The organism is Citrobacter sp. Awk 4 (genome assembly GCF_028069725.1).
Classification (GTDB): domain Bacteria; phylum Pseudomonadota; class Gammaproteobacteria; order Enterobacterales; family Enterobacteriaceae; genus Citrobacter_D.
Genome location: NZ_JANEWG010000012.1, coordinates 76,271 through 97,616 on the forward strand (window position 1 = coordinate 76,271; position 21,346 = coordinate 97,616).

At 57.8% G+C, this 21,346-nt stretch carries 28 protein-coding genes; 3 read left to right on the plus strand and 25 right to left on the minus strand.

Going from position 1 to position 21,346, the window contains the following annotated elements; genetic code table 11:
• Position 1 precedes the first annotated feature (1 nt).
• From NNO04_RS07300 to NNO04_RS07420, 25 genes are all read right to left on the minus strand, one after another.
• Positions 2 to 1,102, minus strand: coding sequence for a phage late control D family protein (locus NNO04_RS07300; RefSeq protein ID WP_271444111.1), 1,101 nt, complete (start codon positions 1,100 to 1,102; stop codon positions 2 to 4).
• Positions 1,099 to 1,584 carry a phage tail protein gene (locus tag NNO04_RS07305; protein ID WP_014884887.1) on the minus strand — a complete coding sequence of 162 codons (486 nt, stop codon included), beginning with the start codon at positions 1,582 to 1,584 and terminating at the stop codon, positions 1,099 to 1,101. The genes NNO04_RS07300 and NNO04_RS07305 overlap by 4 nt, the downstream gene beginning before the upstream one ends.
• Complete coding sequence (locus NNO04_RS07310) at positions 1,584 to 5,027, minus strand: phage tail tape measure protein (protein ID WP_271444112.1); 3,444 nt, start codon at positions 5,025 to 5,027, stop codon at positions 1,584 to 1,586. Before NNO04_RS07310 ends, NNO04_RS07305 begins: the two co-directional genes overlap by 1 nt.
• Positions 5,020 to 5,139 (minus strand): GpE family phage tail protein, encoded by a 120-nt coding sequence (locus tag NNO04_RS07315; protein ID WP_007848878.1) that lies wholly within the window; start codon positions 5,137 to 5,139, stop codon positions 5,020 to 5,022. The genes NNO04_RS07310 and NNO04_RS07315 overlap by 8 nt, the downstream gene beginning before the upstream one ends.
• Before the next feature lie 14 nt (positions 5,140 to 5,153).
• A complete protein-coding gene (locus NNO04_RS07320; protein ID WP_007848877.1) occupies positions 5,154 to 5,456 on the minus strand; it encodes a phage tail assembly protein in 303 nt (100 codons plus the stop codon).
• Positions 5,457 to 5,510: 54 nt separating this feature from the next.
• The gene (locus NNO04_RS07325) at positions 5,511 to 6,026 is read right to left on the minus strand and encodes a phage major tail tube protein (RefSeq protein ID WP_129256467.1); all 516 of its coding nucleotides are present in this window, start codon (positions 6,024 to 6,026) and stop codon (positions 5,511 to 5,513) included.
• A 9-nt stretch (positions 6,027 to 6,035) separates the two neighbouring features.
• Positions 6,036 to 7,208 carry a phage tail sheath protein gene (locus NNO04_RS07330; protein WP_013098782.1) on the minus strand — a complete coding sequence of 391 codons (1,173 nt, stop codon included), beginning with the start codon at positions 7,206 to 7,208 and terminating at the stop codon, positions 6,036 to 6,038.
• A 133-nt stretch (positions 7,209 to 7,341) separates the two neighbouring features.
• On the minus strand, positions 7,342 to 7,776 hold the full coding sequence (locus NNO04_RS07335) for a tail fiber assembly protein (protein ID WP_271444113.1): 435 nt from the start codon (positions 7,774 to 7,776) through the stop codon (positions 7,342 to 7,344).
• Complete coding sequence (locus tag NNO04_RS07340) at positions 7,776 to 9,095, minus strand: phage tail protein (protein ID WP_271444114.1); 1,320 nt, start codon at positions 9,093 to 9,095, stop codon at positions 7,776 to 7,778. The genes NNO04_RS07335 and NNO04_RS07340 overlap by 1 nt, the downstream gene beginning before the upstream one ends.
• Positions 9,092 to 9,697, minus strand: coding sequence for a phage tail protein I (locus NNO04_RS07345; RefSeq protein WP_271444115.1), 606 nt, complete (start codon positions 9,695 to 9,697; stop codon positions 9,092 to 9,094). The genes NNO04_RS07340 and NNO04_RS07345 overlap by 4 nt, the downstream gene beginning before the upstream one ends.
• Positions 9,690 to 10,598 carry a baseplate assembly protein gene (locus NNO04_RS07350; protein ID WP_271444116.1) on the minus strand — a complete coding sequence of 303 codons (909 nt, stop codon included), beginning with the start codon at positions 10,596 to 10,598 and terminating at the stop codon, positions 9,690 to 9,692. The genes NNO04_RS07345 and NNO04_RS07350 overlap by 8 nt, the downstream gene beginning before the upstream one ends.
• On the minus strand, positions 10,585 to 10,944 hold the full coding sequence (locus tag NNO04_RS07355; RefSeq protein ID WP_013098787.1) for a GPW/gp25 family protein: 360 nt from the start codon (positions 10,942 to 10,944) through the stop codon (positions 10,585 to 10,587). Before NNO04_RS07355 ends, NNO04_RS07350 begins: the two co-directional genes overlap by 14 nt.
• On the minus strand, positions 10,941 to 11,519 hold the full coding sequence (locus NNO04_RS07360) for a phage baseplate assembly protein V (RefSeq protein WP_271444117.1): 579 nt from the start codon (positions 11,517 to 11,519) through the stop codon (positions 10,941 to 10,943). The genes NNO04_RS07355 and NNO04_RS07360 overlap by 4 nt, the downstream gene beginning before the upstream one ends.
• Positions 11,520 to 11,587: 68 nt before the next feature.
• Complete coding sequence (locus NNO04_RS07365) at positions 11,588 to 12,034, minus strand: phage virion morphogenesis protein (RefSeq protein ID WP_271444118.1); 447 nt, start codon at positions 12,032 to 12,034, stop codon at positions 11,588 to 11,590.
• Entirely contained in the window at positions 12,027 to 12,458 is a 432-nt protein-coding gene (locus NNO04_RS07370; RefSeq protein WP_058111945.1) for a phage tail protein, read from the minus strand. Before NNO04_RS07370 ends, NNO04_RS07365 begins: the two co-directional genes overlap by 8 nt.
• A complete protein-coding gene (gene lysC / locus NNO04_RS07375) occupies positions 12,421 to 12,669 on the minus strand; it encodes an Rz1-like lysis system protein LysC (protein WP_230065598.1) in 249 nt (82 codons plus the stop codon). The genes NNO04_RS07370 and lysC overlap by 38 nt, the downstream gene beginning before the upstream one ends.
• Positions 12,554 to 12,982: an Rz-like lysis system protein LysB gene (gene lysB / locus NNO04_RS07380; protein WP_271444128.1), complete on the minus strand. Its 429-nt coding sequence runs from the start codon at positions 12,980 to 12,982 to the stop codon at positions 12,554 to 12,556. The genes lysC and lysB overlap by 116 nt, the downstream gene beginning before the upstream one ends.
• Positions 12,979 to 13,356, minus strand: a complete 378-nt coding sequence (locus NNO04_RS07385) for a DNZ54_00345 family protein (protein WP_271444119.1) — start codon at positions 13,354 to 13,356, stop codon at positions 12,979 to 12,981. The genes lysB and NNO04_RS07385 overlap by 4 nt, the downstream gene beginning before the upstream one ends.
• A gap of 4 nt (positions 13,357 to 13,360) precedes the next feature.
• Complete coding sequence (locus NNO04_RS07390) at positions 13,361 to 13,870, minus strand: lysozyme (RefSeq protein ID WP_060629136.1); 510 nt, start codon at positions 13,868 to 13,870, stop codon at positions 13,361 to 13,363.
• Positions 13,851 to 14,066 carry an HP1 family phage holin gene (locus tag NNO04_RS07395; protein WP_000171565.1) on the minus strand — a complete coding sequence of 72 codons (216 nt, stop codon included), beginning with the start codon at positions 14,064 to 14,066 and terminating at the stop codon, positions 13,851 to 13,853. Before NNO04_RS07395 ends, NNO04_RS07390 begins: the two co-directional genes overlap by 20 nt.
• A 3-nt stretch (positions 14,067 to 14,069) precedes the next feature.
• Positions 14,070 to 14,273: a tail protein X gene (locus NNO04_RS07400; RefSeq protein ID WP_029740067.1), complete on the minus strand. Its 204-nt coding sequence runs from the start codon at positions 14,271 to 14,273 to the stop codon at positions 14,070 to 14,072.
• Complete coding sequence (locus NNO04_RS07405; protein WP_025711939.1) at positions 14,273 to 14,737, minus strand: head completion/stabilization protein; 465 nt, start codon at positions 14,735 to 14,737, stop codon at positions 14,273 to 14,275. Before NNO04_RS07405 ends, NNO04_RS07400 begins: the two co-directional genes overlap by 1 nt.
• Positions 14,738 to 14,830: 93 nt before the next feature.
• Complete coding sequence (gene gpM, locus NNO04_RS07410) at positions 14,831 to 15,481, minus strand: phage terminase small subunit (protein ID WP_045895157.1); 651 nt, start codon at positions 15,479 to 15,481, stop codon at positions 14,831 to 14,833.
• Between the two features lie 3 nt (positions 15,482 to 15,484).
• Positions 15,485 to 16,546 carry a phage major capsid protein, P2 family gene (locus NNO04_RS07415; RefSeq protein WP_196365259.1) on the minus strand — a complete coding sequence of 354 codons (1,062 nt, stop codon included), beginning with the start codon at positions 16,544 to 16,546 and terminating at the stop codon, positions 15,485 to 15,487.
• A gap of 16 nt (positions 16,547 to 16,562) precedes the next feature.
• Positions 16,563 to 17,396, minus strand: a complete 834-nt coding sequence (locus NNO04_RS07420) for a GPO family capsid scaffolding protein (protein WP_052939296.1) — start codon at positions 17,394 to 17,396, stop codon at positions 16,563 to 16,565.
• A 142-nt stretch (positions 17,397 to 17,538) separates the two neighbouring features.
• On the opposite strand from NNO04_RS07420, the gene NNO04_RS07425 reads away from it, so the two are divergent.
• From NNO04_RS07425 to NNO04_RS07435, 3 genes are read left to right on the plus strand one after another with little or no spacing between them, the layout of a single operon-like run.
• Positions 17,539 to 19,305, plus strand: coding sequence for a terminase ATPase subunit family protein (locus NNO04_RS07425; protein WP_271444120.1), 1,767 nt, complete (start codon positions 17,539 to 17,541; stop codon positions 19,303 to 19,305).
• Between the two features lie 23 nt (positions 19,306 to 19,328).
• Positions 19,329 to 20,030 carry a terminase large subunit domain-containing protein gene (locus tag NNO04_RS07430; protein WP_271444121.1) on the plus strand — a complete coding sequence of 234 codons (702 nt, stop codon included), beginning with the start codon at positions 19,329 to 19,331 and terminating at the stop codon, positions 20,028 to 20,030.
• On the plus strand, positions 20,027 to 21,082 hold the full coding sequence (locus NNO04_RS07435; RefSeq protein ID WP_023226466.1) for a phage portal protein: 1,056 nt from the start codon (positions 20,027 to 20,029) through the stop codon (positions 21,080 to 21,082). Before NNO04_RS07430 ends, NNO04_RS07435 begins: the two co-directional genes overlap by 4 nt.
• Positions 21,083 to 21,346: the final 264 nt, after the last annotated feature.

The following is a 21,346-nucleotide window of genomic DNA, read 5'->3' on the forward strand; positions in this document are numbered from 1 at the left end:
ATCATTCCATTTCTAAATCATCAATTTTTACTTCAAGCTCCAGACTGGTAGTAAAACCATTATCCGGGCTGACCGTATGCGTTAACGTAGTAATGGTCCATTCGGCATCGTCGATAGGCTGTTTAAAGCCGCTTACCTTTACTGGCATTTCGGTGTAGAGATCTGCCCGCCCCTCTGCGAGCTGCAGGGAGAAAAACGCAACACCACGTTGCAGGCGCTCCCATTGCATTTTTGCCGCACGCTCAGCATTGCTGCGGTTTGCATAAGTACGATTAAGAACCAGCACGTTTTCATCCGTTCCCACCAGATAATCACCCTGTTTTGCTTCCGGCTCTTTGGGCGCGGTGGTTTTCTTCCGGCGGCGCCTAACCTTTGCAGTCTCTTTTTTCTTTGGCTCACGGGTATGGAGCCAGCTGGCAATTACCCCCGTATAGGCATCGCGATCAGCCAGAGTAAAACGATGACCGTCACCGGCCTGGCGGGTTATGGTGATAACCGGCAGCGGCTTACCGCTTGCCGTTCTGCCCTGCCCCTGGCGGATAAACAACAGATTGCCGTCCTTAACTGAGGCTATCGCCCCATACTGCCGCGCCAGCTTCATCAAAAAGCTGGCGTCGCTTTCATTAGTCTGGTCAAGATGATCGACAGGCTTGTCCAACAGGTCCTTTCCCAGCGCCATCTTTAATTTATGCCTGCCCGCGATTTCCTTCACAACTTCGCCCACCGTTGTCTGGTGCCAGGACTTTTCACGCCGCGTATTCAGGGTTTCACGGAAATCTGCACTACGCGCGCGGATTGTGAGACGGTCAGGCGCGCCGCTGTGCTCAATCTCATCGACAGTAAACGCCCCTTTCGGAAAAAGCGGCTGACCTTTCCACCCCAGCGCAAACTGAATAATGGCCCCCCGACGCGGCAGAACGATTAGCCCGTCCGAGTCGTCCAGTTCCAGATCAAGCTGGTCCGCTTCAAAGCCCCGGTTATCCGTCAGCGTCAGACTCATCAGGCGCGCATCCAGCACGGTAGTCACATCTTTACCTTCAATGATGATACTGAAACCGGGAGTTTTGCTGTTCAGGTTCAGGAGATCAGAGCTGAAATTCACTGCAGTAACCCTCCAACCGTATTTTTCATATTGCCTATCGCAGAGGTGGCAGATTCCTGCAAATTACTGAGCTGGTCGCTGAGGCTGCCGAACATATCAGACAGCGACTCATCCACCCGTTTCAGGCTCAGCGAAAATTCGATGCGCCGGGGCATACCGCTCTCAAAAAATTCTGTTTTTGTCTGGCTCAGACTCTCGATCACAAACATGCCGTAAATCGTCCCGCTCCCCTCAATCAGAGGCCAGGCTTTTCCCAGCTCCGCCATCTGCTCCAGCGCCAGCAAAGACAACCTGCCGCCGGTAATCTCCGGCAGCAGGACGCCGGACAGCGTAAGCGTATCGTTATCCGGTCCAAGAAACTGCGTTGACGGGCGCCGGTTAACCCGGCTGTTGGCTGCGTGCCGCCAGCTGCGCTGATACTGCAGCTCCTGATAGGGCACTGTTCGCAGCATGAATACGTACAACCCCAGCACCATCATCATTATTCGTAACCCCCTCGATCACTGAAATTACTGCGTGTTTTTGCCCTGGCCCTGCGCTCACGCTCATCAAGCTGCCGGGCCACCTCGCGGGCGATATCCTGCGCGCTTTGCCCTGGCTGCGCGACAATATGAATTGGCGCGCTTATCTCGTACTTAATTACCTGCGGCTGTCTCTCTTCCTTCGGCGACGGCGCCGGTTGCGTCCTGACAGGCACACTGTACGGATGAAGTGGTGCGGCTTCTGCCGGGGCAGCCGCCATGCCCATTACGCCAGCGACCACGGAAGCGAACACCTTCTGGCGCATAGCCATCGGGTCAACCCTGTTATCCGTGATTTCCGTAATGGCCGGTGCTGGCATGACGGCAGCAGCGATATCAGCCAGCTCCGCAGCACGATCCCGACCAGGAAGTTTTACCGGGGCGTTAACAATCTCAGGAGGCAGTATTAACCTGCTTTCAGGCCGTTGATCCGGGCTGGCTGTTACATCACGAACGGGGCTTACTGTTGCCGCCAGTTTCACCAGTTCAGTAGTGCGATTGATTACCGGAATATTTGCCGGACCGTTCACACTATCAGGCGGCAGAACTATCCCGCGTTCAGGACGTTGTTTAGCGCTGGCCGGTTCCGTCCGGGAAGGATTGAGCGTTGCCGCCACCCTCGCCAGATCAGCAGTCCGTTTCCTGCCGGTGACATTGGCGGGTCCGTTAACAATCTCTGGGCCATTCTCACCCACGATGCCGAACTGGCCGCGCGGAATGGTACCGCCACTGTCGTACATTCCAGCAAAACCCATCGTCGGGAATCCGCCAGGCGGCAGCACCACTTTACCGTCTCTGTTGACCGTAGCTGGCTGCTGCCGCGTGACCTGTTCAGGAAGCTTCGCTTTGGCCGCCTCCTTGCTGACAATGCCGAGTTTTTCAAGCAGCCAGGACACGCCCGATTTAAGCGAATCCAGCGGGTGCATGACCATGTTCAGCCCTGCCGCCAGCGCTTCGCCAAACTGCCGCCCCATCGACGCCGCGCTTTGCAGTTCTGCAGAGGTGGATTTAACCGGCGTCAGCAGATCAGTAAACCAGCCCCACAACGCCTGGACCTTGTCACCTATCCACTGGAAAACAGGCTGCAGTGGCTCAAACGCCGCACTGATAGGCGCAGCTGCAGCTTTGAATCCTTCAACCACTCCACCTAAAAATGCGCTTATCGGCTGCCAGTATTTCCAGACAACCAGCGCCACGCCAGCCAGCGCCGCCACGACCAGACCTATCGGACTAAGCAGGGCGCCCAGCAATCCAGAAATCCCGTACAGCGCAACGCGAAGGAGAGCCAGCGGGCCGGACGCCAGAAAACGAAGCACGCCACCGGCTGCGGATAATCCCCCGCGCAACGCGGCCAGCGGATTCATTACCATGCCGATAATGTTGCGAATACCAGACATTCCGCCGCGAAGGACAGCAAGCGGCGCACCGGCCAGCGCTTTCAGCGCATTGCCAGCCAGCCCGGCAGAACGGCGCAGGGAGTTAAGGGGAGACGTCAGCAATCCGGCGCTGCTGCCGGATGCCGCCAGGCCACGGCGCAACAGGGAAAGCGGCGCATTTGCCAGCCAGGACAGCGCACCGCCAGTGCGGGTCACTGCAGACATAACGGATGGGAGTGTTTTTACACCCAGCACGGACAGGCCTAAACGGATCACCGCCAGCGGCCCCAGCACGGCAGCCACGGCCACCGCCAGCGTGCCGAGTACAACGGTTATCGCAGCAGTGGCAGCCGCCACTTTCATCAGCGTGCCCGCCAGCTGCGGGTTAGCCTCAACCCATCGACGCAGTGCCCCGGTAACGCTTTTGACGTACCCCATGATATCCATCAGCGGCTGGCGCAGGGTTTCACCCAGGCTACTGAAAGCGTTCTGCGCGCCCGTTTTAACAAGCAACCACTGCGCGGAAAGTGAATCCTTATTGATATCGGATTCTTTCTGCATGGAGCCCTTAGCCTCAGTGCCTGAGGTAAGTTTCAGCTGTCGCTGCAGCTCCGGCAGGTTATTTGCCAGCTTCGCCGCATCGTCGCCAAACTCCTTGCCAAATATCATCGTCATGGCGGACAGGCGCTTGTCCTGCGGCAGTTTGTTAACCTTCTCCAGCACACGCTGAATGGTCCCCATTGCGTCCTTTGTCATCTGCTTTTCAATCTCTTCTGGATTGAGTTTCAGCAGATCCATACCTTCCATGAACCGCTTGCTCTGCATGGTTGCAATCGACAGTTCGCGCACCATCGCATTTGATGCGCTGGCGGCAATTTCAGGCGCGGCGCCCAGAGACAGGAAGGTGGAACCCAGCGCGGCCGCCTTGCGGAAATCAAGCCGGTCAGCCACGCCGCCCATGCGCTGCAGCACATTGATGATATCGCCGCCCTTAGACATGGCGTTATCGTCCAGGTAGTTCAGGGCATCGCCAAGCTGTTCAATATTGCGGGTCGGCACTTTATAGAGCTGCGCGATTTTCCCCAACCCCTCCGCCAGCTCATCAGCGGGCAGCTCGAATGCCGTTGCGGCCTTTGCTGCAGTGGATGCAAAGGCCAGCAGGTCACGCTTCTGGTCTTCGTAAGAATCGTTCTGGTTTGTCACGCCCATGCGGGCGCCACCTTCAACCAGCGCGGCATAGTCGATGGCGCCATTCTCCATCGGCAGCTGTTCACTGGCGGCCTTGATGGCATCCTGCATGTCATAAAACTGCTTTGTGCGGTTGCCGTTGTCGTCCCGCAGCCCGTTAACCTGCTTTGCCACGCCTTTCATCGCATCTTCCATGCTGGCATAGCTTTTAACGGCAGCCATCACCGGCGCACCCATCGCCAGCCCGGCGGCAGTCGTCGTTGCTCCGGCGCCCGCAATACGATCCCGCACCTCAAGGCGCCGCGAATACTGATCGCGGACGGCGTTCATACGGGCCTGCTGCTCGCCCAGGCGTTTAAGGGATTTCTGCTGTCGGTCCAGCGCCTGCCGGGTTTCGTCGGCATTCTGCCGCAGCTCCCGCTGCGCACTGCTCAGCTTTTTGGTGTCCAGCCCGGCCTCATTGAGCGCAAGACGCTGACGCTGCACCGACTGACGCAGGCCGTTGTATTTGCTCTGCAGCTCGTTAACGCGGTTTTTTGCCTGCTCCAGCAGACGCGCCTGCGCCGCCGTCGGCCGGTTAGTGGCCGAGAACTGCGTGGCAAGCTTCGCCGCTTCTTCGCGTGCGGCTTTAAGACTGTTGCCGGTGACGGCCAGCTGCGCGCTTGCCTTGCGGAAACCGTCAATACGGCCCGCCTGGGCGTCCAGTTCTTTTAATCTTGCGCGGCTTTGCTGAATGGCGGTAGCCAGCTCTTTAGAACTGGCCTGCGCTGATCGGAATGGGCGGGTGAGCTTGTCAACCGCATTTAGAATTACCTGCAAACGCAGGTTAGTGTCACTCATCGCTGGCCCCGCTTCTCTGAATCGCTTTATGCCGCCACTCCAGCACTTCGGTCAGCGGCATAACGTCAGTGACGGACGGCGGCCAGTGAAAAATGGTGGCGATATCAGCCACCAGGTCTTCTACCGTCAGGCTGTCGGCAAACCGGCAAGCACCGATTTCTTCAACAAAAAAGTGACCACCTCAACCGACAGCGCGGTGAGATCGGCGGGGTCCATTTCAGCCATTTCCTGAGCGGTCAGCGCGGGCGTGGAGATGCGGGGAATAATCGTCATCATCGCGCCGACGTCCATATCCATGATCGCCTGCAGACGGGTGCCACGCAGCGCGCCGGACTGCGGCTTGCGCAGCACAATTTCGGCAATTTCGGTTTTACCGCGTTTGATTGGGGTGTCCAGCTGTACGGTTTTTTCAGTCAGTTGTTCGCTCATTGTCATGTCCTGTTAATAAGGTACTGGCGCGGCTGCCCGCGCCTTTAAAGTAGATCAGAGGCCCAGGGCGTTGCGGTGTTCTTCCATCAGGTCCACGCCATCAACGATTTCAATCATGTTGATCACATCAACCTCATAGAGCACCTCGCCGTTAATGGTCAGCTTCGCGTAGCTGTTGGTGCTGCTGACTTTTGTGGTGTTGCTCTCCCCGGTTTTCCATTCGCCGGAATCGACTTCTTTATGTCGCCCGCGCACAACCAGCTCAACGGCCTGCACTTCGCCGGTATCGTCACGCTGAATGGAGCCGGTGAAACGCAGCTGGATACCGTCAACGGTGGCTTTACCCATCTGTTTGAATAACAGCAGTTCGGTGCCACCGATTGAAAATTCCGTGTCCAGCGCGCCATCATCCAGCCCCAGATCAACATCAGCCGAACCGGGCATACCGCCGCCGCGATACTTTTCAAACTTGCGGCCGAATTTAGGCAGGTTCAGGGACTCAACAATCCCCTGATAGTTATTCCCGTCGTTAAACAGGTTCAGGTGTTTTAACTTGCGTGGTAAAGCCATATTGTCCCCTTACGCGCTGACCTGGCTGGAGAAATCCAGCAGATACTGATCGGTGATGCGCTGGCGCAGCATCAGGTTTTCCAGAGGCGGTACCGGCGTATAGTCGTAATCGATAGTGAGCTTCCCGGCTTTCAGGGAATCTTTATCGTTTACGGACTCATCCAGCCAGCAGTCGGCGCCGATGATGTAGCCCTGCGTTTTCAGGTTACGCAGTTTGGCGCGAATACCTTCGATAATGTCGCGGGCCAGTGACGGGTTAAGCACGCCATCCACCGCCCACATATGCGCTTCGGCGATGGTGTCAGCCAGTACCTGCGCGGTGCGGGTGTAGTTTTCAAAGGCAAACAGTGGATCGTCACTGAGGCAACGGGAACCCCAGAAGCGGAAGCCGTCTTTGCGGATCAGCGTGGTGACATCGTTCTGGTTCAGCAGCCCCGCATCGGTTGCCGGGTCCTGCAAATCCCAGAACACATCAGCAGAAATGCCGGTGACGCCATTCACGCCCACGTTGGACAGGGATTTGTGCCAGCCGGTCTGTTCGTCAATTTTGGCACGCAGGCCAAGCGCACGGGCTGAGGCATAAGCCGTTGCGTCAGCATTCAGCACGGTGTCAAAACTGATGAAATCAGGCCAGATCAGCATTCCCTCGCGCTGGCTGAAATTAGCGCGGTAGGCAATGGCCTCCTCTACCGTTTTGCAGCCGTAGGCTGACAGATAGGCGAACCCGCGCAGACTCTGCGCCACGCTCAGCAGCTCAGTGGCAACCGCCTGCGTGTCATGCCCCGGCACGCCCAGAATGCGCGGCTTGACGCCCAGCTGCGACTGCGCCGAAAGTAGCGCTTTCATACCCGTTTTTTTACCGTCAGCAGTTACGCCGCCGATAATGTTGGAGGTGGTTTCCGCTTCGGTTTCGCCCTGTGCCACGCGCACAACGACGGTCACGGGTTTAGCCTGGTCTGCAATCGCATCCAGCGAACGGGCCAGCGTGCCGGACTCGCCCGCTTTACCGCTGGCAGTCAGCACATCGGTCAGCAGGACCGGCTTATTGAGGGGAAACATGGAAGCATCAGCATCATCGCCGGTGCAGACCATGCCCACGATGGCGGTGCTCACCGTGGTAATGGATCGGGTGCCCTCGTTGACTTCAACAACGCGCACCCCGTGGTGGTAATCCTGAGCCATAAGGCAGTCTCTCCGGTTTACAGGGGGTGTGCCTATGTTCTGGTTGATATGCGCGCGGCGCACGCGCCGGGCTATGTGTGGGGAATGACACAATGGAAGGGGTAAAAAAATCCCCGCAGGTGCGGGGACAGGATTAATCTTCGGGAGTGGCAGGCCAGATAATTTTCTGCGGTTCAGAAGTATCAACCGCCTCCAGAGCATCAAGATAATCCAGCCACAAATTGTACCGCTTTAAATCGTCTTCTTTGAGCCTCCCAATTGCCGCTTTTCCGGGCCATTGCCTTTCATTCATGTAGCTATTGGCCTCATTAATTCGTCTTTGCTTATCGAATTCAGCCGTCGCCAGTAACTCGTCGTAGGTTGGGGGCGGTGCATCAGCCCAGCAAGGCTGACTATTTTCGTCATGAGACAAAATCTTACCTTCCGGGAATTGCTGGTTAAATTCAGCGGCCTGAGAATCTGAAATATTAACAGCATCATCAGGCCATGTTCCCGCATCCACATAGTGCTGTTTCAATCCGACAGGGATAATCATGTTTTGCGATGGGCTGTAAATGTAATTGCTCATTAGTAACCTACTCCCCATACCGTCACCGTTGATTGTGATTTTGAATACGCTGACGCGGCCTTAAATTTAGAACGGTCCACAATTGCTGCACTCGAAAACGGTGTTCCAACAGTGGAATAAATCAGCGAATTATTTAGCGCCTGCATAATCGACATGCACTCCGTAGGAAACGGGATAGGCCAACTTGCATCCACAATAAGCAATGCCCCGTCAGCTGATTGCGGTACCGAAACGCTGCGCCACTGTAAAAACACAGTTCTTGAAACACCCCCCACCATTGCGGGAATCGCAATGTATCCGGCTGTACTGTTCAATGCTGTTACTGCGGGCATTTTTGCCCCATCACCCAAACCAAGATATGCGTTCAGCCCAGCAACATCCTTCCCACTGAGATTCGTCAGAGTGCCATCCAGTGGTTGTTTCCCCGCAAGTGCATTCGTCATGGTAGTGGCGAAGTTTGGATCGTTACCCAACGCTGCCGCCAGTTCATTCAGCGTATCCAGTGCTGCCGGGGACGATGCAACAAGCGCCGCAATAGCTGATTTCACAAATGCCGTGGTGGCAACCTGCGTATTGTTGACTGTCTGCGCAGCAGTGGGTGCCGTTGGTGTTCCGGTCAGAGCCGGGCTTGCCAGTGGAGCTTTCAGCGCCAGCGCGTTATTTAGCGCAGTGGCCACCGCCTGCACAAACGCTGTGCTGGCAATCTGCGTGGTATTGGTTCCGGCTGGCGCAGTGGGCACTTTTGGCGTGCCTGTCAGCGTCGGGCTTTCTTTCGGCGCGTATTGCGTGTGCGGATCAGCGGTGGCGATATGCTTTGCCATCAGGTCATCCACATATACCTTTAGCTCCAGCACCTTGTCATCCACATACTTGCGGGTTGCCAGCACCACTGACGGGTCAATTTTCAGGGTAATGTTATCGGTACTGCTGGTAATAAGCACCATTCGCACCGTCTGCGTGCGTCCGCTCCCCTCAGCCAGCTGCGGCTTGTAGCTCTCAGGGCAATTGCCCACGGCAATCAGTGCGCCGGTTTCATCAAAAAGACCGACCTCACGAATCCACCAACCGCCCTCAGTTTCGGGGATCACCTGCTCAGCAATAATCTGGCTGCTGTTCTGCGGATCGATATACAGCATATTCAATGCCGCACGGCGCTTTTCAGCAACCAGCGCTGTCTGCTGCGCGCTGGGCGTTGGCAACACTCCACCACCGTCGCCCACCGCCATCTGGGTAATTTTCAACGGCACACCGAGCGCGGCGGCGCTTGCCAGTTTCGCCGCGCCAATATCCGTCAGCAAGGTATAAAATTTTGCGCTCATGGATTCACTCTCATTGTGTCAATAACATGGACCGCCCCGCCCTCGTAAGCGGTGCCGCCGGAAATAATGGTTTCGTTGATATACGGGTAGATCGTGATTTCTTCGCCGCTGTAGGTAGCTGCCCCCACAAAATAGGGACCGCTGGTCTGCAGGTTGATGGACATGCCGATCAGATGGCGGCTGCAGGGTTTGGCGTCACCGATCAGGCGCTCCAGCTCCAGATAGGTTTCTTCCGTGATGCCCTGATCCTGCACACCAATGTCCAGGCGGAATGTTCCCGGCGTCTCGCCGGTCTGCCACCACTCAATGATGCGGATCAGAAAGCCAAACGGCTCCACCACGCGCCGCACGGCGCTGGTTGTTCCCTTATGCTGATGGATATAGAAAGCATCCTGCACCACCCGGCGCTTGACGCTCTCCGTCCAGCTTTCGTCCCAGCGGTCAACGGAAAAAGCCCACGCCAGATACGGCAGAAAGCTGACCGGACACGTTGCCGGGTTCCACAAATCGCGCAGCGGCACCTGCAGATCGGAAATACCCCTGCAGGTCTGCGCCAGTCGGCGCTCAAGCGGCGATGAACCAGGCGGCAGCAGGCTATTCATCCGTGCCCCCGTTGGTTACGCTCCATTCCGTACAGGATGCCGCCTGCGTCTTATCCAGCACCACATCATCCAGCGGGGAGGCCAGCTCCACACGCTGGACACCCTCAACGTGCAGCGCGGCATAAATGGCGCTGCGACGGATATCACGGCCCAGCCGCGTCTGGCTGGCGATGTACTTCTGCAGGCTGGCTTTTGCCGCCGCCATCACCGGCTCAGCTTCCGGCCCCGGATAAAGAAAGATCGTCGCATCCACGCTGTACGGGATTATTTCGGCGCTGCGCACCGTCAGGCGGTCTGCCACCGGACGCACGTTCTCACTGTTAAGCGCCTGCTCCACCACCGCCAGCAGATCAGCCTCTGCCGTACCGTCACCCTCACGGCTCAGTACGGTAAGCACCACCTCCGCCGGTGCCGGGCTGGTTGCGCTGGCATCCGCCACGCGCCCGTCCGCGCTTTTGGCGTGAAACTCATAGGCCGCCGTCGGTCCTGCAACGGACAATCCTTCAAACGCAGCCGGAACACGCAGGCGCAGTGCCTCATCGCTTTCCATTACTGCCGCGACCGGCGGCACCGCGTCGTTGTCGGCAGGCGTTACCGTCAGGCGTTTCACGTTGTAGTTGGCTGCCAGTTGATCGAGATCGCCGCCGATGGCATACGCCACCATGACTGCCTGCGCGGCCTCGTTAATACGCTGCCGCAAAAGGATTTCACGGTAGGTGCTTTCCTGCAGCAGCTTGGTGACGGGTTCAGATTCCAGCGCCAGCGTGCGCCGTACCGCGTCCTGCTCATCCGCCGGATAAAGGGCCACGAAAGCAGCCTTGCGCTCAGCCAGCAGCGTCTCAAAATCCGGCACGTCCACTATCTGCGGCGCGGGCAGCTGGGAAAGGTCAATCACTGCCATTGTCTGCTCCTGTTGATACGGAAAGGGAAACCGGCTCGCCGTTATTGCGCTGCCCGGTAAGCTCAACCACCATGGAGCCGTCAAAATTGCTGCTGATGGTGATGGAATCCAGCGTAAGCCGTGGCTCCCAGCGACTCAGGGCCACATAGACCGCAGACATGACCTGCAGGCGTAGCGCCGGGTTCTGTGGCTGGTCAATCAGGGCGGACAGCAGGGAACCATATTCCCGACGGGCAATCCGGCTGCCCTGTGGGGTCAGCAGAATATCCCGCACTGACTGGCGCAGATGGTCAGTATCAGTAATGGCCTTGCCGTTGCCCTGACTCATGCCGATATACAGCGTCATACCGGGCCTCCTGACGTATCGCCGCCGGACTTAACGCCGGTGTGACCGTGTTTATCCACCACGATCCCGTTGGAACTCATCGCGCCGCCGCCCTGGGTGACGCCGCCATTGATCACCACCTCGCTGTTAATGCGTGTGGTGTCTGCCTCCACCACAAACTCACTGGTTTTGAGGGTGATATTGTCTGCCGCCTCGATCACCATGGATTTGATGCCCCGGACATGCCACCGCCCGGTGGCGGGTTCATACTCAAACCAGCCTCCGTCCGGGTACTCCGTCACGCAACCGTCCACGGAGTCCGACGGCGGCGCAAACTGATTGGAATAGATGGCAGGCAACGCAAAAGCGGTTTCCAGATTGCCGCCCATACTCAGCACCACCACCTGCTCATCCGGCGACGGGCACCACCATGTACGGGCACCACCGGCACGCAGCGTCAGCCAGTTAATCCAGTTGGTTTCAAGCCCTCCCACTCTCACCCGGCACAGCCAGTTTTCCCGGTCCACTTCGGTCACGGTGCCGGTGCGGATCAGGTTGGTGATAAGGCGCATGATTTCGGTCAGTTGTGCATTCATAACGAAAGGTTGCCATCAGAGGGAAAATTGAGGCAGCGCGGGCGCTTGTGCCAGTGGTGGCACAAAGATCATCCCGCCAGCCAGCGCAGCAGAGTGTCACGGGTGATGGTTTCCACTTCATCATTCACGCCTAACAGGCGGCGCTCTGTGTAGCGGACCTCCGGGCCTTTTCGGCTGACGCGATCGCGCAGGCCATAATGGTGAACACGGGCAATGCGCTGTACCTTGCCATCAAACTGCACGCTGGCGGAGTCCGCACTGGCGGCGGTTTTCAGGTATTTTGTGGTGCGAAGCTTTGCAAACATCTGACGTTTGATGCGTCCCTTCTTGCTGCGGGCTGTCACCCGGCGCGGCTCATAACCACTGCCGTCAGGATTACGCTGCAACCTGATGTTCTGCTGCTGCGTCCGGCGCAGCTGTTGCGCCAGTTGCCGCATCATACGGCTGCGTGCAGCAGGCTCCAGATTTGCCAGCAGCGCCGTCAGCCAGTCATCCACCCTCTGCAGCTCATCCACGTTTCACCGTCCACATTTCCTCGGGTTCGTCCGGCTCCGGCACCGCTTCAACGCTCGACACGCTGCCGTCAGTGCTGACCAGCACACGCTCAGTCAGTTGCAGGTTCAGGCTGATATCGCACACATCGTTGCGCAGAATATCCACTTCAAAGGTGAACAGTTTTTCGCGCAGATCCGGGTTATTGATGGCGTCCGGCTGGCTGGTACTGAGCCACAGCAGGACTGGAGCCATCAGCAGATTCTGGTCGCCGCTGAAATCCTCGATCACCACGTTCAGGGTGTAGCGGTATTCCCATGACATGGAGCTGGCACCGGTTGCCACCAGTGAGCCGTTATCAACGAAAAGGTGCAGCTTGTCCGGGTTGTCCCGGACATAGGCAACCGCTTTATTCAGAGCGCTGCGTAAGGACTGCGGTTTGTTCACTGTCTCGCTCCTGACACGCAATAATCGTGTCCACTTTGTCAGCACAGACCGCCCAGGCGGCCTCGGTTTCATCCAGCACCGCATTCAGATCGCCGTTACTGCGCGGCGCTGACCTTTCCAGGCGGCACTGCGTCACTCTGGGACAGCCACTCACGGTAAGCTGCACCTCCGGCGAGGGCCGGACGCTCCCGCAGCCGGATAATGTCAGCAGGCAAAGGAGTATCAGCCCAGCGGCGCAAATCCTCATTTTCACGTTTCAGTTCCTCGATCCGGTGCTGGCGGCTGCGCAGCAGTGCGGTGGTCTGTTCCGCTGCTGCATAAAGCCGCATCTGCTCCCGGCTGTTGGTTTCGGTCAGAATGGACAGGCCGATTAGCTGGCTGTTTTTCTTCGTCAGCTCCTGCGTTTTGCTTTTCAGCGCCACGCCCTGCGCCTCGATGGTGTGGCTGGCATTGTTAAGCCGCCACGACTGCCAGCCCAGCGCCGCAAGCGCCAGCGCCAGCACTACCGCCAGCGCACGCATCAGGCCGCCATCGGCTCATGAAGCTGCACGCGGGCAATCTGATACAAAACCAGCGTCAGCAGGTAAAACACCAGGGTGATCACCCATCCCGAAAACGCCAGGCACAGAACAATAAGCAGCCTGATTATCCATGTACGCACGGGTTTTACAGGGTGCGCCCTGAATTTCAGCAATGCCGCCCTGACCTCATCGCGCGCCCTCTCTCCGGCGAACCACCCGACAGCGCACAGCGCAGCAAGCAGCCAGGCGAGGAAGCATGACACCCAGACAGACGCACCAACCAGAACCGGCGCACCGCTGCGCGGATACAGCAGGCTGATAACCAACAGCGCGGCCCATGCCAGCTGGAAAAAAACGCTCATGACTTTCTTTTTCATTCCGTTATGCTCCTTTTAAGCACCAGGCCATTTCCCGCGCGCGGCGGTTGTCCAGCCCCTGATTAAAAACACCTTTGACATATACCCAGCGCGGCAGCTGATGGCAGGCATCCGCCCAGCGCCGCTGGTTCAGCAACTTAACCAGCGTGGAGCTGCAGGCGTTGCCGGTGCCCACGTTGAAAGCAAACGACACCACCGCGTCATAGACCTTTTGCGGCATCGGCTGCACCACACATTTATCCAGCGCCCTCTCTACGCGCAGCACATTGGTGATAAGTCCCTGCGCCGCCTGCCGTTCCGTGATGGTTTTGCCCGGCACCACACCAGATGTATTGCCGATCCCGTCGGTCCATACGCCCGCGCTGCACTGATAAGGCTGCAGGCGGCATCCCTCGTAATCGGCAATCAGTTTCAGCCCCTCAACGGAGGTATGAAGCGACTGGAAACCGGGCAGCGTGGCGGCGATAGTCAGCACCGCCCCGACAAGGCAGCGCTTAACGATTGAAGGATTCATATTCCCCCCGCGAAATTTTGCCGCCACGTAACAATTTGAAAGACTGGTGTTTGTAGTACCAGTTGATAGCCAGCATCAGCACACCAATCAGTACGCCGCCAACCGTTGACGCATCCTTGAGCGACAGATCGCCCAGCCATGCCAGCAGCACGGCGATGCAGTAAGTGATAAAGGCGCTGATTCGTTCAAGCGTCATAATTCAGTCCCATAGCTGGACGGTCTGCGCCGTGGTTGACGCCGTAATGTCCGGCAGTTCCACCTGCAGCCCGTGCGGTAAAATTGGGCCGTACTCAGCCAGCCCCGGATTTGCCTGCAGAACCTGCTCAGTGACACCCTGCGTGCGCCCGTAATGACGCCAGCAAAGCGCGTCCACCGTGTCATACTGATGCGCACGCACTTTCATCAGATAAGCTCCACCGTACAGTGCGGTGCATCCTGCACCCGGCTGATGGCCCAGCGGGCATCACGCCACAGATCGCCGCTGGCCTCCGCCAGCTCCTCCCCTCGCTTCACGCCTGACGCCGTGGCGTCATAGTCCTGATAACGCTCATTGAGCACGGCGCGCGCCCAACAAAAAACGGCGTTGTGGTAGTGCTGGATACGCTCGCTTTTGCCGTCCAGCATTTCTGCGGGAACCTCAGCAAGTGTCCGCCAGCCCAGCATCTGCTGACGGTTGCGGAAGTCGTACAGCTCAGCGTTAACCTCAGAGATCGCCGTCAGCACGACCTGCTTTAAACGCGGCTGCGTCACCGTGCCATCAGTGCGCATCACACTGCGAAATTCCGACAGGTCCACATCAGGCCAGAACGGCGTATTTTTGATGACCTCCGCCTGTTCCGGTGCCTGTTCGGGCGCAACAAACTTCATGCGGCTTTCTCCTGAAATAGTGGGCGGTGGACGGGGTTTTGATGTGGCAGTGCCTTTCGCCACCCCGTGCCGCCCGTGCGCGGGGCACGTTCTTTAGCGGCTGTCATTGCGCAGTCTGCGCTCCAGCTGCTGCTTTTCTTTTTTAACGCCACAGCGGGGATCGAGCTGCAGCGCATGGGTAAGGTGATTCAGGGCAGATGCCGGGTTGCTTTCGCTCAGTACAGCGCCGATGGCTTTATGCAGACGTGCCCGCGACTGGTCCGGCATATCCAGATCGGCTGTCAGGTCCAGCGTCTGCAAAAGCAGATCGGCATCAAAACCGGCAGCGGCTAGCAGAGCGCTTTGCGCCGCGTCTGCCATTTCTTCTGCCAGCACGGTCTGCACGTTACGGTTGCCCAGCGGCATCACCCAGCCATGGCGCAGCGCATGACGCCCGATTTCCAGCGCACCGGCATAATCACCGGCGTCGATACGCCACAGCATCACGTACATCAGCACGTCATCCTGCTGCGCACCTCCGGCAGCCAGCACGCCCTCCGCCCAGGCGGAATATTTCGGCAGCAGCTCCACCTTGATTTCCGCCTTTTTCACCGTGGACTGGACACCCTTGAGGCGGCGGCGGTCTTCTGCCAGTTGCAGCAGCATCAGGTCATAGCCCGACGCATGGCGAACACTGCCGCCCTCACGGGCGGCCTGTTCGGCCTGAATGCGCAGGCGGTGCTGCCGTGCGGGACTCAGGCTCATGCGTTATTCCCCACCTTCCGGTGCGACAGGCGCGCTGAAATCACCGATTTCAATGTTTTCAACCAGCGCCGCGCAGCGGTAGTCCTCGACCACATACGCCTCGTTGACGGATTCAAAGTTTTCAATCCGGTCACGTTTCGGGTTGTCGATAACAGAACGGCGGCGGGTGTCTTCCTGCCAGTAGATGGACAGGTTATCCAGACGGGTGATCAGCAGGGCATTTGCCGGGAAATAAGGCGCGCGCACAGCCTGCAGGCCGCCCATACGTTTCTGGCTGATGATCAGATCGGCGGCAATTTTCTCGCTGTTGTCCTGCTCTTTGTTGACCAGCGGGAAATACTTGTCAGACAGCAGTTCACGTCCGCAGACGACAACCAGATCGTCATCATCCTGATAAACCGCGTCGATCAGCTCGTTGACGGCATCCATCACCACGGCGTCCAGGTTGGCATAGTCGCCGCCCTTGCCCACTTTGACCGCGCCTGCGGTCGTTGCACCGTCTTTTGTGGTGCTGCCCATGACGTGATCCGGCGCGTCTTCGCGGATTTTCTGCAGCCAGCCTTTATTGACGTCCTGCAGCAGCGGGTTTTCAGCACGGTTGGAGGTTTTGGCACGCTTCACGCCGTTAAAGCCGATCATGATGCGGTCCAGCGCCTGACGCTTGACGATGGCGTTGCGGATACGCACCTGGAAGTCCTGGAACTTCGCCCACAGGTCCAGTTTTGCGTAGGTCAGCACCGTGTCAAAGTTGGTCTGTTCGCATTTGTATTCCACGTCTTCCATCAGCGTCGGATCGGTAGGCTCGCGCTCTTTGGTGGTGGTATCGGTGGTCCCGGCAATGGTGCTGCCAACGCCCAGCCCCAGCAACTGCCCGGATTGCTCAGTGACCGGCGTGATGTTAATCAGCGTCAGGAAAGCGGCGGACTGCTGGATCTGGTCTTCCAGCGTCTGCTGCACGGACGGCTCCACGGTGAACTTGCTGGAGAGTTCTTCAATCTCCACACCGTTCAGGCGCGCCAGCTGCTGCAGGTAAGCGTTAAAGGCAAAGCGGGTTTTCTTTTTCATCGGGTTTTATGCTCCATCAGCAATTGGTCAGGGTGCCTGCCGGTGCGTCACCGCCCGGCGCGCGCTGGCGGTAGTCTTTACGGCTGTCTTCGCTGCTCAGCTTCTGCTCAAGCTCGGCAAAGGCGGCCTGCTGCTCCTGCAGGGAGGACTCCAGCTCAGAAAGGCGCTTGTCCTGTTCGGACAGGGATTTATCCGTGCGTTCGCTCAGGTTCTGCTGCTCGGTGGCGACCAGTTCCACAGCTTTATGCACGTCGGAGAAACGCGCCTCATCGGTCTGCTCTTTTTTGGTGAACAGCGCGGTGACGCGGGCAAAGAGAGACGGCTTTTCGTCCTGGGCTTCTTCCAGTTCGATCAGCGTTTCAACCGCTTCCGAAAACAGGTTTTCAGGGTTCTGCTTGCGGTTCGCCAGCGGGTTATGCGCGGCGCTGGCGCTGAATGCCAGCATTTCGGTGCCAAGGCTCGCCGGATCGTCCGTCGCACCCAGCCCCACAAGGTAGGCTTTGCCGGTGTCGGCAAACTTCGTGCTGACCTCCATGGAGGTGAAAAGCTTCTGGCCCTTTTTCACCAGTTCCACCAGGGCGTCCGTGGGTTCGATATCGGCATAAAGCGCCATCTTGCCCGCCAGCGGCCCGTCCTTGATTTCTTCTGCAACCAGCCCCGTCACCCTGCCGTAGCGGTTAAAAGTGCTGTCCGGCAGATAAGACTTGATGTGCTCAAGGTTAATCAGCGCGGTATAGACCGTCGGGTTGTAGCTGGCAGCCATCTGTACCAGCCATTCACGCTGGATTTCGCGCCCGTCAGTGGTGGCACCTTCCACCCCGATACGGAAACGCTTTGCTTTCACTGTCATGAGCCGTGCTCCGTTAGAAATAACTTACTGGAGCCTTATGTTTGCGGTGATGGGGGGAGTGAAACAACGCGCGGCACTTGTACGGTAAACCACACAAACCGCAGCCGGGGAAAGCCGCCTGTCAAGGCCGTATGTTTGTGCCATGAACACCACACTGACCCCCGCAGACCTCGATCCCCGTCGGCAGGCCATGCTGCTGTACTTTCAGGGATACCGCGTAGCCCGCATTGCTGAAATGCTGGGCGAGAAAGTTGCAACCGTTCACAGCTGGAAGAAGCGCGACAAATGGGGCGACTATGGGCCGCTGGATCAGATGCAGCTCACCACCGCCGCACGTTACTGCCAGCTCATCATGAAGGAGCAGAAGGAAGGGAAAGACTTCAAGGAAATTGACCTGCTGGCGCGCCAGTCAGAGCGCCACGCCCGGATCGGTAAATTTAACGATGGCGGGAACGAAGCTGACTTAAACCCGAACGTCGCCAACCGTAACAAAGGGCCACGCCGCCAGCCCGAAAAGAATGTTTTCACTGATGAACAGATCGAAAAACTGGAAGAAATTTTCCGCAACGGCATGTTTGAATATCAGCGCCACTGGTGGCAGGCAGGCGTAAAACACCGCATTCGCAACCTGCTTAAATCACGCCAGATCGGGGCAACATACTTTTTTGCCCGCGAAGCGCTGATTGACGCCATCACCACCGGGCGCAACCAGATTTTCCTCTCAGCCAGCAAGGCGCAGGCGCACGTCTTTAAGCAGTACATCATCGACTTTGCAAAAGAGGTGGATGTTGAGCTGAAAGGCGACCCGATGACCCTCAGCAACGGCGCGTGCCTGTACTTCCTCGGCACCAACGCCCGCACGGCGCAGAGCTACCACGGCAACCTGTACCTTGATGAATATTTCTGGATACCGAAATTCCAGGAGCTGCGCAAGGTTGCCTCCGGTATGGCCATTCACAAGAAATGGCGACAAACCTACTTCTCCACGCCGTCCAGCCTGACCCACAGCGCCTATCCATTCTGGTCCGGCGCGCTGTTCAACCGGGGCCGCGCCAAAGCAGACAAGGTGGACATTGACCTGACCCACAGCAATCTTGCGCGCGGCGTGCTCTGCCCGGACGGACAGTATCGCCAGATCGTCACCGTGGAGGATGCGGTGCACGGCGGCTGTAATCTGTTCGACCTCGACCAGCTGCGCATGGAGTACAGCCCGGACGAATACCAGAACCTGCTGATGTGCGAATTTATTGACGATCTGGCGTCAGTGTTCCCGCTCAGCGAGCTGCAGGCGTGCATGGTGGACAGTTGGGAAGTGTGGTCCGATTTTCAGGCGCTGGCGCTGCGCCCGTTTGGCTGGCGCGAAGTCTGGATCGGATACGACCCGGCGAAAGGCACGCAGAACGGTGACAGCGCCGGGTGCGTGGTGGTGGCACCGCCAGCCGTGCCGGGCGGCAAGTTCCGCATTCTTGAGCGGCACCAGTGGCGCGGGATGGATTTCCGCGCCCAGGCTGACGCCATTAAAAAACTGACGCAGCAGTACAACGTGACCTATATCGGCATCGACTCGACCGGCGTTGGTCACGGTGTCTACGAGAACGTGAAAGCGTTCTTTCCTGCCGTGCGGGAGTTTGTCTACAACCCCAACGTCAAAAACGCCCTGGTGCTCAAGGCATACGACATTATCAGCCACCGGCGTCTGGAGTTCGACGCCGGGCACACCGACATTGCGCAGTCCTTTATGGCTATCCGCCGGGCCACCACCGCCAGCGGCAACCGCCCTACCTACGAAGCCAGCCGCAGCGAAGAAGCCAGCCACGCCGATTTGGCCTGGGCAACGATGCACGCGCTGTTTAACGAACCACTGCAGGGCGAAGCCGCCAATACCAGCAACATTGTGGAGATTTTCTGATGCACTCAACCCCAACTAACCTCATGACCACCGCCAGCCTGCCTGTAGATCGCCCTTTCTTTGCTTACCAGCATGAATGGAACAGTGGCGCACGCAGCAGAAACCGCGTGCTTACAAAAATGCGTCAGGCTGGCGCGGATTTCTTTTTCGCCTACGAAGCCCTGAACGATGCACTGCATACCGGACGCAACCAGATTTTTCTGGGCTGCATCCCGGCATCAGCCCTGACTGTCAAAACATATATATCAGCTTTTTTAAGTGAGGCAGCAGCCTGGACGCATCTTGGGAAAATAAAATCAGGTAAAGCGCATCTGGAACTACCAAACGGTGCGGTCATTTATTTTATCGGGCCGAAAAGTCTCGCCGCTGCGCTCCACGGAAACGTCTACGTGTCAGAGTATGCATGGGCGGACTCCCCAAGAAATATGATTGCGCTCGCCAAAAGCCTGTCCATGCACGCGCGCTATCACGCTACCTACTACACCACCCCAAGCCCCAACCCGGAAGCATGGCAGGAATACAAGAAGCTAATTGCCCGCAACAGCACTACCTGCATGACCTTTACCGCTGATGACGCTGCAGCATCCGGGGCAACGCTCGCAACCGGAGCCGCGCTCTTTGATGATGAATGGCTGAATGACATGAAAAAAGAGTTATCAGCAGAGGACTGGAAAATGCTGTTTATGTGCGAATGGCCCCAGGCTGACAAGGAGCAGGCGGCATGAGCAAACGTAAAAACAAGAATAACCGCGCAGCGGTAGATCACAACGCTAAATCAGGCGGCGCTGCGGCGGAGGCGTTCAGCTTTGGCGACCCGGTGCCGGTGTTAGACCGACGCGAATTGCTGGACTACGTGGAATGCGTGCAGATGGACCGCTGGTATGAGCCGCCGGTGAGCTTTGACGGACTGGCGCGGACCTATCGCGCCGCCGTGCATCACAGTTCACCGATTGCCGTAAAGCGTGACATTCTCAGCAGTACCTACATCCCGCACCGCCTGCTCAGCCAGCAGGCTTTTGCCCGTTTCGTCCAGGATTATCTGGTGTTCGGTAACGCCTATCTGGAAAAGCGCACCAACCGGCTCGGCGGTGTTCTCTCACTGGAGCCAGCGCTGGCGAAGTACACACGCCGTGGCGTGGACCTCGACACCTACTGGTTTGTGCAGTATGGCCTGACCACACAGCCCTATGAATTTACGCAGGGCAACATCTTTCATCTGCTTGAGCCGGATATTAACCAGGAGATTTACGGGCTGCCCGGCTATCTTTCTGCCATTCCGTCAACCCTGCTCAACGAGTCCGCAACGCTGTTCCGCCGGAAGTATTACATCAACGGCAGCCACGCGGGTTTCATCATGTACATGACCGACGCAGCACAGAATCAGGAGGACGTGAACAATATCCGCCAGGCAATGAAAAGCGCCAAAGGGCCGGGCAACTTCCGCAACCTGTTTATGTATTCGCCCAACGGCAAAAAGGACGGCATCCAGATCATCCCGTTATCAGAGGTTGCGGCGAAAGATGAGTTTCTTAACATCAAGAACGTGAGCCGCGATGACATGATGGCAGCGCACCGCGTACCGCCGCAGATGATGGGCATTATTCCCAACAATACCGGCGGCTTTGGTGATGTGGAAAAGGCCAGCCGTGTCTTTGTCCGCAACGAGCTGATGCCGCTGCAGAAGCGACTGCAGGAGCTTAACGACTGGCTTGGCGAAGAAGTGATCCGCTTTGAGCCGTACACGCTGGGACTGACAGAAGACAAGCGTAACGACTGACCCACCGCACCACGACAACAAGACCGCCCCCACAGCGCCCCAGCAGCATTCTGCGGGGCGCTTCTTTTTTGCTGCTGCTCCCTCACCCTCACCAATTGAAGCCGCCAGCGTGCCGGAGATTGCGCCAGATTTTCACCATTTCACCCCGTTGCGCGCGCTCGTATCCCCGCCACGCCTGCCCGCTTTGTGTAGTGGTTTTCATGCACCTGCATGACATAAGCAAAAGCCCGCCATTCCTGGCGGGCCTCAGCAAAAACGATCCTC